The 13,286-nt window shown below is 70.4% G+C and carries 12 protein-coding genes; all 12 read left to right on the top strand.

Going from position 1 to position 13,286, the window contains the following annotated elements:
• The first annotated feature begins 3 nt into the window (after positions 1-3).
• The 12 genes from murF to ACFU5O_RS00005 all read left to right on the top strand — a co-directional run bounded on the left by murF (position 4) and on the right by ACFU5O_RS00005 (position 13,219).
• Positions 4-1,434: a UDP-N-acetylmuramoyl-tripeptide--D-alanyl-D-alanine ligase gene (murF, locus tag ACFU5O_RS00060; RefSeq protein WP_384234399.1), complete on the top strand. Its 1,431-nt coding sequence runs from the start codon at positions 4-6 to the stop codon at positions 1,432-1,434.
• Positions 1,431-2,501 carry a phospho-N-acetylmuramoyl-pentapeptide-transferase gene (gene mraY / locus ACFU5O_RS00055; protein WP_384234396.1) on the top strand — a complete coding sequence of 357 codons (1,071 nt, stop codon included), beginning with the start codon at positions 1,431-1,433 and terminating at the stop codon, positions 2,499-2,501. The genes murF and mraY overlap by 4 nt, the downstream gene beginning before the upstream one ends.
• A complete protein-coding gene (murD, locus tag ACFU5O_RS00050) occupies positions 2,498-3,916 on the top strand; it encodes a UDP-N-acetylmuramoyl-L-alanine--D-glutamate ligase (protein WP_384234393.1) in 1,419 nt (472 codons plus the stop codon). The genes mraY and murD overlap by 4 nt, the downstream gene beginning before the upstream one ends.
• Before the next feature lie 725 nt (positions 3,917-4,641).
• Positions 4,642-6,000, top strand: a complete 1,359-nt coding sequence (gene ftsW / locus ACFU5O_RS00045) for a putative lipid II flippase FtsW (protein ID WP_384236309.1) — start codon at positions 4,642-4,644, stop codon at positions 5,998-6,000.
• Between the two features lie 6 nt (positions 6,001-6,006).
• Complete coding sequence (murG, locus tag ACFU5O_RS00040) at positions 6,007-7,095, top strand: undecaprenyldiphospho-muramoylpentapeptide beta-N-acetylglucosaminyltransferase (RefSeq protein WP_384234391.1); 1,089 nt, start codon at positions 6,007-6,009, stop codon at positions 7,093-7,095.
• 27 nt (positions 7,096-7,122) lie between these two features.
• On the top strand, positions 7,123-7,932 hold the full coding sequence (locus ACFU5O_RS00035) for a cell division protein FtsQ/DivIB (protein ID WP_384234389.1): 810 nt from the start codon (positions 7,123-7,125) through the stop codon (positions 7,930-7,932).
• 279 nt (positions 7,933-8,211) lie between these two features.
• Entirely contained in the window at positions 8,212-9,414 is a 1,203-nt protein-coding gene (ftsZ, locus tag ACFU5O_RS00030; protein ID WP_384234387.1) for a cell division protein FtsZ, read from the top strand.
• Positions 9,415-9,442: 28 nt separating this feature from the next.
• The gene (gene pgeF, locus ACFU5O_RS00025; RefSeq protein WP_384234385.1) at positions 9,443-10,222 is read left to right on the top strand and encodes a peptidoglycan editing factor PgeF; all 780 of its coding nucleotides are present in this window, start codon (positions 9,443-9,445) and stop codon (positions 10,220-10,222) included.
• Entirely contained in the window at positions 10,219-10,938 is a 720-nt protein-coding gene (locus ACFU5O_RS00020; RefSeq protein WP_384234383.1) for a YggS family pyridoxal phosphate-dependent enzyme, read from the top strand. Before pgeF ends, ACFU5O_RS00020 begins: the two co-directional genes overlap by 4 nt.
• A 134-nt stretch (positions 10,939-11,072) precedes the next feature.
• Positions 11,073-11,696, top strand: a complete 624-nt coding sequence (locus ACFU5O_RS00015; RefSeq protein WP_384234381.1) for a cell division protein SepF — start codon at positions 11,073-11,075, stop codon at positions 11,694-11,696.
• A 70-nt stretch (positions 11,697-11,766) separates the two neighbouring features.
• Positions 11,767-12,063, top strand: a complete 297-nt coding sequence (locus tag ACFU5O_RS00010) for a YggT family protein (protein WP_384234379.1) — start codon at positions 11,767-11,769, stop codon at positions 12,061-12,063.
• Between the two features lie 49 nt (positions 12,064-12,112).
• Positions 12,113-13,219 carry a DivIVA domain-containing protein gene (locus tag ACFU5O_RS00005; RefSeq protein ID WP_384234376.1) on the top strand — a complete coding sequence of 369 codons (1,107 nt, stop codon included), beginning with the start codon at positions 12,113-12,115 and terminating at the stop codon, positions 13,217-13,219.
• The last annotated feature ends 67 nt before the right edge of the window (positions 13,220-13,286 follow it).

Genomic DNA, 13,286 nt, shown 5'->3' with positions numbered 1-13,286 from the left:
GCAGTGATCGCCCTCTCCCTCGCAGAGATCGCCGAAATCGTCGGCGGGCAGTCGCACGACATACCGGATCCGGCCACCCTGGTCACCGGACCCGTCGTCATCGACTCCCGCCAGGTCGAAGCCGGCAGTCTGTTCGCCGCCTTCACCGGTGAGCACGTCGACGGCCACGACTACGCCGAGCGCGCCGTCGAGGCGGGCGCGGTGGCCGTGCTCGCGGCCCGGCCCGTCGGTGTCCCCTCCATCGTCGTCGAGGACGTCCAGAGCGCGCTCGGCGCACTGGCGCGCGCCGTCGTGGGCAGGCTCGGCACCGAGGTCGTCGCCCTCACCGGCTCCGCGGGCAAGACCTCCACGAAGGACCTCATCGCACAGCTCCTCCAGCGCCACGCACCGACGGTCTGGACGCCCGGCTCCCTCAACAACGAGATCGGCCTGCCGCTCACCGCGCTCCGCGCGACGGTGGAAACGCGCCATCTCGTCCTGGAGATGGGCGCCCGGGGCATCGGCCACATCCGCTACCTCACCGGTCTCACCCCGCCGCGCATCGGCCTCGTGCTCAACGTCGGCACCGCCCACATCGGCGAGTTCGGCGGTCGTGAGCAGATCGCCCAGGCCAAGGGGGAGCTCGTCGAGGTGCTTCCGGAGGACGGCGTGGCCGTCCTCAACGCCGACGATCCCCTCGTGCGTGCGATGGCCTCCCGCACCAAGGCGCGCGTCGTCCTCTTCGGCGAGGCGGGCGAAGCGGACGTACGGGCCGAGAACGTCCGCCTCATGCCGGGTGGACAGCCCGCATTCCGGCTTCGCACACCCTCCGGGTGCAGTGACGTGACCTTGCGGCTGTACGGTGAGCACCACGTGTCGAACGCGCTCGCCGCGGCCGCCGTCGCCCATGAGCTGGGCATGTCCGTGGACGAGATCGCCACCGCGCTCTCGGAGGCGGGCACCCTCTCCCGCTGGCGTATGGAGGTCACCGAGCGTCCGGACGGCGTGACGATCGTCAACGACGCCTACAACGCGAACCCCGAGTCCATGCGAGCCGCCCTGCGCGCGCTCGTGGCCATGGGCACGGCCGCCCAGGCCGCCGGGGGACGTACATGGGCGGTGCTCGGCCCCATGGCCGAGCTCGGGGACGAGTCGCTCGCCGAGCACGACGCGGTCGGACGGCTCACCGTCCGGCTCAACGTCAGCAAGCTCGTCGCGGTCGGGGGCAGGGAAGCGTCCTGGCTGCAGCTGGGCGCATATAACGAGGGTTCGTGGGGTGAGGAGTCGGTGCACGTGTCCGACGCGCAGGCGGCGGTCGATCTGTTGCGCAGAGAGCTGCGCCCGGGTGACGTCGTGCTGGTGAAGGCTTCCAGGTCGGCCGGACTCGAGCGGATCGCCCAGGCGCTGCTCGAGAACCCCGCTGCGTCTTCGGAAGGGCAGGTCGCCGGCCGATGAGGCAGATCCTCTTCGCGGGGGCCATCGGGCTCTTCCTGACGCTCATCGGTACCCCGCTGCTGATCAAGCTGCTTGCCCGCAAGGGATACGGGCAGTTCATCCGTGACGACGGCCCGCGCAGCCACGGCAGCAAGAAGGGCACGCCCACCATGGGCGGCATCGCCTTCATCCTGGCGACGCTCATCGCCTACGCCCTCACCAAGGTGATCACCGGAGAGGACCCGACCTTCTCGGGTGTCCTGGTGCTCTTCCTGATGGCGGGCATGGGCCTGGTCGGCTTCCTCGACGACTACATCAAGATCGTCAAGCAGCGGTCGCTGGGTCTGCGGGCCAAGGCGAAGATGGCCGGGCAGCTGATCGTCGGTATCGCGTTCGCCGTGCTGGCACTGCAGTTCGCCGACATCCGCGGCCAGACCCCTGCCTCCACCAAGCTGTCGTTCGTCACCGACTTCGGCTGGTCCATCGGCCCGGTGCTGTTCGTGGTGTGGGCGCTGTTCATGATCCTCGCCATGTCGAACGGTGTGAACCTCACCGACGGCCTGGACGGTCTGGCCACGGGCGCGTCCGTGATGGTCTTCGGCGCGTACACCTTCATCGGGCTCTGGCAGTTCCAGGAGTCCTGTGCGAACGCGATGACGCTGACCAATCCCAACGCCTGCTTCGAGGTGCGCGACCCGCTCGACCTCGCGGTCGTCGCCTCGGCGCTGATGGGCGCCTGCTTCGGCTTCCTGTGGTGGAACACCTCGCCCGCCAAGATCTTCATGGGTGACACCGGCTCGCTCGCCCTCGGTGGCGCGCTCGCGGGCCTGGCGATCTGCTCCCGCACGGAGCTGCTGCTCGCGCTCCTCGGCGGTCTGTTCGTCCTGATCACCATGTCCGTGGTCATCCAGGTCGGCTCCTTCCGGCTCACCGGCAAGCGCGTGTTCCGGATGGCGCCGCTGCAGCACCACTTCGAACTCAAGGGCTGGTCCGAAGTCCTGGTCGTGGTCCGTTTCTGGATCATTCAGGGCATGTGCGTCATCGTGGGTCTGGGGCTCTTCTACGCGGGCTGGGCGGCCGACAAGTGAGTACGCAGGACTGGCAGGGCAAGCACGTCACCGTCGCCGGGCTGGGCGTGAGCGGCATTCCCGCCGCGCGCGTCCTGCACGGCCTGGGCGCGGTCGTCACGGTCGTCAACGACGGCGACGACGAGCGTGCGCGTGCGCAGGCCGCCGAGCTGGAGGCGGAGGGCATCGCCGTCCGCCTCGGCGACGGCGCCACCCTGCCGGAGGGCACCGAGCTGGTCGTCACGGCGCCCGGCTGGAAGCCCGACAAGCCCCTGTTCGCCGCGGCCGCAGAGGCGGGCGTGGAGATCTGGGGCGATGTGGAGCTGGCATGGCGGCTGCGCGGGCCCGACGCCGCACCCTGGCTCGCCGTCACCGGCACCAACGGCAAGACCACGACGGTCCGGATGCTCGCCTCGATCCTGGAGGCGGCCGGGCTGAGGACGGCCGCCGTGGGCAACATCGGCGTCTCACTGCTGGACGCCGTGGTGGGTGACGAGAAGTACGACGTGCTGGCCGTCGAACTCTCCAGCTACCAGCTGCACTGGGCGCCCTCGCTGCGCGCCCACTCCGCCGCCGTGCTCAACCTGGCGCCCGACCACCTCGACTGGCACGGCTCCATGGAGGCGTACGTCGCCGACAAGGGCCGTATCTACGAGGGCAATACGGTCGCGTGCGTCTACAACGTGGCCGATCCCGCGACCGAGGACCTGGTGCGCGAGGCGGACGTCGAGGAGGGCTGCCGCGCGATCGGCTTCACCCTCGGCACGCCCGGTCCCTCACAGCTCGGCGTCGTGGACGGCATCCTCGTGGACCGCGCGTTCGTCGAGAACCGGCAGAAGCAGGCGCAGGAGCTGGCCGAGGTCTCCGACGTCAACCCCCCGGCCCCGCACAACATCGCCAACGCACTCGCCGCTGCCGCGCTGGCCCGGGCGTTCGGCGTCCCGCCCGCCGCCGTACGGGACGGGCTGCGCAACTTCCGGCCGGACGCGCACCGCATCGAATACGTCGACGAGGTCGACGGCGTCGCGTACGTGGACGACTCGAAGGCCACCAACACCCATGCGACGGAAGCGTCCTTGGCCGCGTACGACCCGATCGTCTGGATCGCGGGCGGACTGGCGAAGGGTGCGACCTTCGACGGGCTCGTCGAGAAGTCGGCGAAGCGGCTGCGCGGTGTGGTTCTCATCGGCGCGGACCGGGCTCTGATCGCCGAAGCCCTCGCGCGACACGCCCCCGAGGTCCCGGTCGTCGACGTCGAGCGGACCGACACTGGGGCGATGTCGGCGGCGGTTCGCGAAGCGGCGGGCCTCGCGCAGCCGGGGGACACGGTTCTGCTGGCCCCGGCCTGTGCCTCGATGGACATGTTCGTCAACTACAACAAGCGGGGCGAGGCCTTCGCGGACGCGGTCCGCGCCCTCGCCGCCGAGCGCGCCTGACCGGCCCGGTCCCCGCCGCCGCGCCTCGGCGCCGCCGCCCACGACTGGAGGGGACACCGCCCATGCCGCCCGACCCCACCGCCGCGTCCGACTCCCCGGGCACCCGGCCCCCGGCCCGCCGCGGCCCCATGACGCCTCTCGGTCACGGGGACCGGCCGTTCCCGCTGTCTCCGTCCGCGTCCCAGGACGCGGGCTGCCGAGACTCCGGGCCGCCCCGGCCCGTGGCGGTGGGGCGTTCCGCCCCCGCGGACCGGCCCTCTGTGCCGGTTCCGGCTGCCGCCGGGCGCCACGAACCCCGGACTCCCGTGAGAGGGACCCCGGGGCCGGTCACCTCCCGGCCCGGCCCGACGTCGACGGCAAGCGCCTCGGAGCCGACGCCGCGGGCCGACCCCTCCGCCTTGCCGAGCAGGACGGCCGTGGAGAGCGGGACGGCCGTGGAGAGCGGGGGCCGGCCGCGCGGCCGGCGGGGCCCGGCGCCGGCCTCCGTCGCACTCCCCGCCGACGGAACCACCGTCGGCGCTCCCGCCCATCCGTGGCGTGGGCGCCGGGGAGGTTCCGCGACGACCGGCCGTTTCGGCGCTGTGGCGCCCACCCCGGCCGCAGGCGGAAGCGGTTCGCCCGGACCGACGTACGGGGCGCCCCTGCGCGTGCAGGCGGCCGTCGCAGCCGCGGCGCGGCGGTTCGTCCGTACGATCACCGCACGGGCCGACGCCCTGGTGGCCGGGCTGGTCCCGCAGCCGGCGCTCGCCGGCGTCGCGCTGCGCAGCGGGACCGCCGGGCCCGCGTCGAGGCGACCGCCTGCCGCGCGGAGCGGGGGGCAGGGGAGCGGCGCGCCACGGCCGCCCCTCGGGAGCGGGATCCGACGGGTCTACGAGCAGGCACGGAGGGCCTGGGACCGGCCGCTCACCGCGTACTACGTGATCCTCGGCGCCGGGCTGCTGATCACCGTCCTGGGCCTCGTGATGGTCTACTCCGCGTCGATGATCAAGGCGCTGGAGCTGTCCCTGCCGGCCTCGTACTTCTTCCGCAAGCAGTTCCTGGCCGCCGTCATCGGCGCCGGGCTGCTGCTCCTCGCCTCCCGGATGCCGGGCAAGCTGCACCGGGCACTGGCCTACCCGCTCCTCGTCGGCAGCGTCATCCTGATGGTGCTCGTACAGGTCCCGGGGATAGGGCATTCCGTCAACGGCAACCAGAACTGGATCTATCTCGGCGGTCCCTTCCAGCTGCAGCCCAGTGAGTTCGGCAAGCTCGCGCTCATCCTCTGGGGCGCCGACCTGCTTGCCCGCAAGCAGGACAAACGGTTGCTCACGCAGTGGAAACACCTGCTCGTCCCGCTGGTGCCGGTGGCCTTCATGCTGCTGGGGCTGATCATGCTCGGCGGTGACATGGGCACCGCCATCATCCTGACCGCGATCCTCTTCGGGCTGCTCTGGCTGGCCGGCGCCCCCACCAGGCTGTTCGCCGGGGTGCTGGCCGTCGCCGGTGTGATCGGTGCCATCCTGATCGGGACGAGTTCCAACCGTATGGCCCGGTTCCAGTGCGTCGGTGCCACTGATCCGGGACCCGGCGACAACTGCTGGCAGGCGGTGCACGGGATCTACGCACTCGCCTCCGGCGGATGGTTCGGTTCCGGTATCGGGGCAAGTGTGGAAAAATGGGGCCAACTACCTGAAGCGCACACCGACTTCATCTTCGCCATCACCGGGGAGGAACTGGGGCTGGCGGGGACGCTGTCGGTGCTCACTCTCTTCGCGGCTCTAGGCTATGCGGGTATCCGCGTGGCCGGACGCACGGAGGACCCCTTCGTGAGGTACGCCGCGGGAGGCGTGACCACCTGGATCACGGCCCAGGCCGTGATCAACATCGGTGCGGTGCTCGGTCTGCTGCCGATCGCCGGAGTCCCCCTCCCGCTGTTCTCCTACGGAGGCTCCGCCCTGCTGCCGACCATGTTCGCCGTGGGGCTACTGATCGCGTTCGCGCGGGAGGACCCCGCCGCGAAGGCGGCCCTGGCCATGCGGAGGCCCGGGGTCAGATGGAAGACGATGAGACGGCGCGTCAAGAAGCGTCCGTCCGGAGAGCGGTGAATTTCGGTGCATGTCGTACTCGCCGGCGGGGGGACCGCCGGCCACATCGAGCCCGCGCTCGCCCTCGCGGACGCCCTGCGCAGGCAGGATCCGACCGTGGGCATCACAGCCCTTGGCACGGAGCGCGGACTGGAGACCAGGCTCGTGCCCGAGCGGGGCTATGACCTGGCTCTCATCCCTGCCGTACCACTGCCGCGCAAGCCGACGCCCGAGCTGATCACCGTCCCGGGCCGGCTGCGGGGCACCATCAAGGCAGCCGAGCAGATCCTGGAGCGCACCAAGGCGGACTGCGTCGTCGGCTTCGGCGGCTATGTCGCGCTGCCCGGCTATCTCGCCGCCAAGCGCCTCGGCGTCCCCATCGTCGTCCATGAGGCCAACGCCCGTCCGGGTCTGGCCAACAAGATCGGCTCGCGGTACGCGGCGGCCGTCGCGGTCTCGACGCCCGACAGCAAGCTGCGCGACGCCCGCTACATCGGCATCCCGCTGCGCCGTTCCATCGCCACCCTCGACCGGGCCCGTGTCCGGCCGGAGGCGCGTGCCGCGTTCGGGCTCGATCCCCATCTGCCGACGCTGCTGGTGTCCGGCGGCTCGCAGGGCGCCCGCCGCCTCAACGAGGTGATCCATCAGGTCGCCCCGCTGCTGCAGCGCTCCGGCATCCAGATCCTCCACGCGGTCGGCCCGAAGAACGAACTGCCGCGCGTGGACAACATGCCGGGAATGCCGCCCTACATCCCGGTACCGTACGTGGACCGGATGGATCTCGCCTACGCGGCGGCGGACATGATGCTCTGCCGCGCCGGCGCCATGACGGTCGCCGAACTCTCCGCCGTGGGCCTGCCCGCCGCTTACGTACCGCTGCCGATCGGCAACGGCGAACAGCGGCTCAACGCCCAGCCGGTGGTGAAGCACGGCGGCGGCCTGCTGGTCGACGACGCCGAGCTGACTCCCGAGTGGGTCCAGGGGAATGTGCTCCCGGTGCTCGCCGATCCGCACCGGCTGTACGAGATGTCCCGCGCCGCGGCCGAGTTCGGACGCCGGGATGCAGACGATCTGCTTGTCGGAATGGTGTATGAGGCGATTGCCGCACGCCGGTAGGGGACAGCGAAGGGCAGGGCACGGAGCATGGCCGGACCGACGACCGCCGAACGTGGCACACGGAGACCGAAGAGTCCGTCGTCGGCCGGTCGGCCCGGCCGGCCCGGCAAGAGGCCGGCCTTCCGCCGCACCCCTCTGCCGGCCCGCGGACTGCTGCTGATCCTCTGCGCTCTCGTCGTGCTCACGGCGGCGGGAATCTGGGTGCTCTACGGCTCCTCGTGGCTGCGCGTCGAGCAGGTCCGGGCCTCCGGCGCAAAGGTTCTGACACCTCGTGAGGTCGAGCAGGCGGCGGCCGTACCGATCGGATCGCCGCTCATTTCGGTTGATATGGACGCCATCGAGGCGCGGCTGCGCGAGAAGCTGCCCCGTATCGACTCGGTCGAAGCCGAACGTTCATGGCCGCACGGGATCGTACTGAAGGTGACGGAGCGGGAGCCGGTACTACTCATCGGAAAAGACGCGAAGTTCATCGAAGTGGACGCGAAGGGCGTTCGTTTCGCCACGGTGGACAAAGCGCCCGAAGGCCTGCCCCTGCTGGAGCTGACGGCGGATCGGTCGCCGAGTCTGCGCCGCTTCGGCGAGCGGCGGCTGGTTCGGGAGGCGGTCCGGGTCGTCTCCGAACTCCCGCCCCGGGCCGCCCGGGACCTCCGCTCCGTCGAAGTGCGATCGTACGACTCCATCACCCTGAAGCTGGTCCGGGAGCGGACGGTCGCCTGGGGTAGCGCGGAGGGTGGTGAGGCGAAGGCTCGCACGCTCACCGCGCTGATGAAAGCCGATCCCGAGGCCCGGCATTTCGACGTGAGCGCGCCCACGGCCCCTGCCGCGTCCGGGAGTTGACGCACAAATGCGCAGGCCAGCACCCTGGTTGGTCAGCGCAACGGCTGATCACATAGGGTGAAAAGAAAAACGGGAGGTTCGGCGTGTTCGTTGAACGCGCGCCGCTTGTCGACTTAGTGTCTCGTTCGAGAGAGTCCAGGAAGTTGAGACACTGGTAACCCTAAACTTCAACGTTAGGGTTTGGGTCGGCGTTTCGGACCGTCCCATCGGCATCCGTCGTCGCAGCGCGGTCACCACCGCGAGGCGGCGACACGTAACTCGAGGCGAGAGGCCTTCGACGTGGCAGCACCGCAGAACTACCTCGCAGTCATCAAGGTCATCGGTGTCGGCGGCGGTGGTGTCAATGCCATCAACCGAATGATCGAGGTCGGCCTCAAGGGCGTCGAGTTCATCGCGATCAACACCGACGCGCAAGCCCTGTTGATGAGCGACGCCGACGTCAAGCTCGACGTCGGCCGCGAACTCACCCGCGGCCTGGGGGCCGGAGCCAACCCGGCAGTCGGCCGCAAGGCGGCAGAGGACCACCGAGAGGAGATCGAGGAGGTCCTCAAGGGGGCCGACATGGTCTTCGTCACCGCCGGCGAAGGCGGCGGCACCGGCACCGGCGGCGCGCCCGTCGTGGCGAACATCGCACGCTCGCTCGGCGCCCTGACCATCGGCGTGGTCACCCGGCCCTTCACCTTCGAGGGCCGCCGTCGCGCCAACCAGGCGGAGGACGGCATCGCCGAGCTCCGCGAAGAGGTCGACACGCTCATCGTCATCCCGAACGACCGGCTGCTGTCCATCTCGGACCGCCAGGTCAGCGTGCTCGACGCGTTCAAGTCGGCGGACCAGGTCCTGCTGTCGGGTGTCCAGGGCATCACCGACCTCATCACCACTCCGGGGCTCATCAACCTCGACTTCGCCGACGTCAAGTCGGTCATGTCCGAGGCCGGCTCCGCGCTCATGGGCATCGGCTCCGCCCGCGGTGACGACCGTGCCGTGGCCGCGGCCGAGATGGCGATCTCCTCGCCCCTGCTGGAGGCCTCCATCGACGGCGCACGCGGTGTGCTGCTCTCCATCTCGGGTGGTTCGGACCTCGGTCTCTTCGAGATCAACGAGGCCGCCCAGCTGGTCAGCGAGGCGGCCCACCCCGAGGCGAACATCATCTTCGGTGCCGTCATCGACGATGCGCTGGGCGACGAGGTACGGGTCACGGTCATCGCGGCCGGCTTCGACGGGGGCCAGCCCCCGACCCGCCGGGAGAACGTGATCGGCTCCGCCGCCGCCAAGCGTGACGAGCCGGCGCCCCCGGCCCGCCCCGAGCCGCGTTCCCTCGGCGGCCTCGGTACGGTGCCGCCGCGCGAGGAGCCGGTCCCGGCCGAGCCGGCCCCGGTGGCGAGTGAGACCTCGTCGTCCGGGAACGCGTCGCCGCAGGTTCCGCCGGCCCGGCCGTACGACAGCCAGGCCGAGGAGCTGGACGTCCCGGACTTCCTGAAGTGACCTTGAAGTGATACGGGAGCACGACAGCGTGAGCGGCGCCCATTTCGCCTTCACCGACAGGTGGGGCGGGGTGAGCGCCGCTCCGTACGAAAAGCTCAACCTCGGCGGCGCGGTCGGCGACGACCCCGCCGCCGTTCGCGAGAACCGCGAGCTCGCGGCGCGGGCCCTGGGTCTCGACCCGGGGCTCGTCGTCTGGATGAACCAGGTGCACGGCCGCTCGGTCGCCGTGGTCGACGGCCCTTGGGCCGGCGGCGAGATCCCGGCGGTGGACGCGGTGGTGACCGCCCGGCCGGGACTGCCGCTCGCCGTCCTCACCGCCGACTGCACCCCGGTTCTGCTGGCGGACCCGGTGGCGGGGGTGGCGGGCGCGGCCCACGCCGGACGCCCGGGGATGGTCGCCGGCGTCGTACCGGCCGCCGTGGAGGCCATGATCGCGCTCGGCGCGGACCCGGCACGGATCACCGCCCGTACCGGGCCCGCCGTCTGCGGTCGCTGCTACGAAGTCCCCGAGGCGATGCGCGCCGAAGTCGCCGCGGTGGAACCGGCGGCCTGGTCCGAGACCAGCTGGGGCACCCCGGCGGTCGATGTCACGGCTGGGGTCCATGCCCAGCTCGACGCCCTCGGCGTACGGGACCGGCAGGCATCGCCGGTGTGCACACTGGAGTCCGGGGACCATTATTCGTACCGCAGGGACCGCGTGACGGGACGCCTCGCGGGATATGTCTGGCTGGACCCCGAAAGCCCCGGAGATCCTGGAAGCGCCGGAAACGCCGGAAGTGCCGGAAGCCCCGGAAGAGAAGAGTCATGACCGACCGCAGGACCGAACTCGCAGAGAACCTGGCGCGCGTGGAGGAACGTATCGCTTCCGCCTGCGCGGCGGCCGGGCGCAAGCGGGAAGAAGTGACCCTCATCGTGGTCACCAAGACCTACCCCGCGAGCGATGTGCGCCTGCTGCGCGAACTCGGAGTGCGGCACGTTGCCGAGAACAAGGACCAGGACGCGGCGCCCAAGGCCGCCGCATGTTCCGATCTCGATCTCATGTGGCACTTCGTCGGTCAGCTCCAGACGAACAAAGTCCGTTCTGTTGCGACTTATGCCGACGTCGTGCAGTCGGTCGACCGGTTGAAGCTGGTTCGTGCACTGTCCGCGGCGGCGGTGCGTGCCGAGCGCGAACTGGAGTGTCTGATCCAGGTCGCGCTCGACGCCGAGTCGGGCGGGCAGGCCCGGAGGGGCGGCGTCGCACCTGACGGCATCGAGGAGTTGGCCGCCGCGGTCGACGAGGCACCCGGGCTTCGGCTCGGCGGACTGATGACCGTCGCGCCTCTCGAGGGGCCGTACGCGGGACGTCAACGGGCCGCGTTCGAGCGGATGATGGAATTCTCATCAAGCCTGCGCGCCGACCGTCCTGCTGCGAACATGGTGTCAGCAGGGATGAGTGCGGATCTCGAAGAGGCAGTAGCGGCCGGAGCGACACATGTGCGCGTCGGTACTGCGGTACTCGGAGTCCGACCTCGGCTCGGGTAACGTCGCGAAGCAAGTCGGACCACAGTAGAAAATATGGTCATTTCCGTCGAAAGGCGGACAGGCCGAGTGGATCGCGGGTACTTGGTGACGTAGCCGAACGAAGCCGATCCACCACAGAGCGGAGGACTCAGAGAATGGCCGGCGCGATGCGCAAGATGGCGGTCTACCTCGGCCTCGTGGAGGACGATGGGTACGACGGCCGGGGATTCGACCCCGACGACGACTTCGAACCCGAGATGGAGCCGGAGCCCGAGCGGGACCGGCGCCGGCATCAGCCCCCGCATCAGGTGGAACGGGAGGAGCCGGTGCGCGTGGTGCAGCCGCCCGCCCCCCGTGAGCCGGTGCCGCATTCGGCTCCGCTGCCCGCGGATTCCGGACGTCCGGCACGAATCGCCCCCGTGGCATCCATCACACCTGAACGTCCGAGCCTGGAGAAGAACGCACCGGTGATCATGCCCAAGGTCGTGTCCGAGCGCGAGCCCTACCGCATCACGACGTTGCACCCCCGGACCTATAACGAGGCCCGTACCATCGGGGAACACTTCCGTGAGGGCACCCCGGTGATCATGAATCTCACCGAGATGGACGACACCGATGCAAAGCGACTTGTCGACTTTGCCGCGGGACTCGTCTTCGGTCTCCATGGCAGCATTGAGCGAGTGACGCAGAAGGTGTTCCTGTTGTCGCCTGCTAACGTCGATGTCACGGCGGAGGACAAGGCCCGCATCGCAGAGGGCGGGTTCTTCAACCAGAGCTGAGAAATCGACACCGGGAACGAACCCGGCCGGAAGGCCGGACACGAGAGCCAGGGGAGAGGTAAGCGCGAGGATGGACGTCGCACTTTTCGTGGTCTACATCGCGCTTGTGTGCTTCCTCGTCGTGCTGATTTTCCGGCTGGTCATGGACTACGTCTTCCAGTTCGCGCGCGCGTGGCAACCTGGCAAGGCGATGGTGGTCGTCCTTGAGGCCACCTACACTGTCACCGATCCACCGCTCAAGCTTTTGCGGCGGTTCATCCCGCCGCTGCGTCTCGGGGGCGTGGCACTCGACCTGTCCTTCTTCGTTCTGATGATCATCGTCTACATCCTGATCTCCATCGTGCGCAGCGTGGGGAGCGGGATGTGAACGTTACGGTCTTGCCGACTGCCGACGACTACGTAGAGGTGAAGTAGAGATGCCGTTGACCCCCGAGGACGTGCGGAACAAGCAGTTCACGACCGTCCGCCTCCGAGAAGGCTATGACGAGGACGAGGTCGATGCCTTTCTCGATGAGGTCGAAGCCGAGCTGACGCGTCTGCTCCGCGAGAACGAGGACCTGCGCGCCAAGCTGGCCGCGGCGACCCGTGCCGCCGCGCAGAACCAGCAGCAGCAGGGCATGCGTAAGCCGCCGGAGCCGCAGGACGGCCGCGGTCCGGGCGCACCTGTGCCCGCCGCCATATCCGGACCCCCGGTCCAGCAGCAGCCCCCGCAGATGGGTCCCCCCCAGCTGCCCGGTGGAGCTCCGCAGCTGCCGGCCGGTCCTGGTCACGGTCACGGTCCGCAGGGCCACGGTCCTCAGGGGCACGGTCCGCAGGGCCCGGGTCCGATGGGACCCGGCCCGATGCAGGGCGGTCCCATGGGTGGCCCGATGGGCGGCCCCATGGGCGGTCACGGTCCGCAGATGCCCGGTCAGGGCCCGGGCGGCGACAGTGCCGCGCGTGTCCTCTCCCTGGCCCAGCAGACCGCCGACCAGGCGATCGCCGAGGCCCGGTCCGAGGCGAACAAGATCGTCGGCGAGGCGCGCTCGCGCGCCGAGGGCCTGGAGCGGGACGCCCGCGCCAAGGCGGACGCGCTGGAGCGGGACGCGCAGGAGAAGCACCGCGTCGCGATGGGCTCGCTGGAGTCGGCCCGTGCCACGCTCGAGCGCAAGGTCGAGGACCTGAGGGGCTTCGAGCGCGAGTACCGCACGCGTCTGAAGTCGTACCTGGAGAGCCAGCTGCGCCAGCTGGAGACCCAGGCCGACGACTCGCTGGCCCCGCCGCGGGCCTCCGCCGCGCCGTCGCTGCCGCCGTCCCCGGCGCCCTCCATGGCTCCGGCGGGCGCGAGCGCCCCGTCCTACGGCGGCAACCAGACGATGGGTGGTCACGGGCCTTCCCCCGCGGCTCCGTCGTACGGCGGCCAGCAGCAGATGTCCCCGGCGATGACCCAGCCGATGGCACCGGTGCGGCCGCAGGGCCCGCAGCCGATGCAGCAGGCGCCGTCGCCGATGCGGGGCTTCCTGATCGACGAGGACGACAACTGACGGCGGGCTGCCGCGCGATGAGCGCGTAGCCGTCGGCAGGCTTCAAGGGCCGGGCCCGGAACGTGAG

The sequence above is a fragment of the Streptomyces sp. NPDC057445 genome, assembly GCF_042802855.1.
Classification (GTDB): Bacteria; Actinomycetota; Actinomycetes; order Streptomycetales; family Streptomycetaceae; genus Streptomyces.
This window is presented reverse-complemented; position numbering and strand designations above follow the sequence as displayed.

What these genes read in the sequence shown, in the direction of transcription:
- ACFU5O_RS00020 (WP_384234383.1), top strand. Translation starts at nt 10,219, where the DNA reads ATGACCGACCGCAGGACCGAACTCGCAGAGAACCTGGCGCGCGTGGAG.
- ACFU5O_RS00010 (WP_384234379.1), top strand. Translation starts at nt 11,767, where the DNA reads ATGGACGTCGCACTTTTCGTGGTCTACATCGCGCTTGTGTGCTTCCTC.
- ACFU5O_RS00035 (WP_384234389.1), top strand. Translation starts at nt 7,123, where the DNA reads ATGGCCGGACCGACGACCGCCGAACGTGGCACACGGAGACCGAAGAGT.
- ACFU5O_RS00015 (WP_384234381.1), top strand. Translation starts at nt 11,073, where the DNA reads ATGGCCGGCGCGATGCGCAAGATGGCGGTCTACCTCGGCCTCGTGGAG.
- mraY (WP_384234396.1), top strand. Translation starts at nt 1,431, where the DNA reads ATGAGGCAGATCCTCTTCGCGGGGGCCATCGGGCTCTTCCTGACGCTC.
- ACFU5O_RS00005 (WP_384234376.1), top strand. Translation starts at nt 12,113, where the DNA reads ATGCCGTTGACCCCCGAGGACGTGCGGAACAAGCAGTTCACGACCGTC.